General features: G+C 41.4%; 1 protein-coding gene. It reads left to right on the top strand.

Annotated elements, in window-relative coordinates; all coding sequences use genetic code 11:
* Positions 1-484, top strand: a 484-nt coding sequence (locus tag ACFI4Z_RS19060; protein WP_462671891.1) for a transposase, incomplete at its 5' end; no start/stop codon positions are given.
* Positions 485-672 lie beyond the last annotated feature (188 nt).

Genomic DNA, 672 nt, shown 5'->3' with positions numbered 1-672 from the left:
GCTTTCTGTCATTTCCAACCTCACATTGATACGCTGTGCTCAACAGCAGATAAATGCAATAGAGAGCGTTATTTTACAACAAGCATCGCTCTCCCCTGAGTTTATAAACCTAACCAGTATCGATGGGATTGGGAATACGTTAGCACTGACAATTATGTTAGAGACAGGCACTATTAAACGTTTTGATAGCCCTGGTAATTTCTCCTCCTATTGTCGCTGCGTTAAAGGTGCGAGATACAGCAATGGAAAGAAGAAAGGCGCTACAAACCAAAAAAATGGCAATCGATACTTAGCGTGGGCGTTTACTGAGGCCGCTAACTTTGCCATTCGGTATAACCCAACAATTAAAAAGTATTATCAACGCAAGCTGGCTAAAACAAACCAAGTTATCGCGATTAAAACGGTTGCACATAAACTGGCAAGAGCGTGTTACCACGTGCTGAAAGACAATGTCCCATTTGATGAACACAAGGCTTTTTCTTAGCGACTATGAAATGAATTAGGTTAACGTGTTGAGTTAATAGTGGGGTTGGTAAAACCATCAGACTTGATTGAACCTACACGTTAACCGCTCATATTTAAATGTTGGGTATGCCCACTGTCTGAGCCACACAGGGTTGGTTATGTAAAAAACATAAACCACAGATTTGTTATAGCGCAGGGCATAAGCTC

The sequence above is a fragment of the Pseudoalteromonas sp. RWi3 genome (assembly GCF_054960735.1).
The sequence above is the reverse complement of the archived record's forward strand: the minus strand, read 5'-3'. Positions and strand labels throughout refer to the sequence as shown.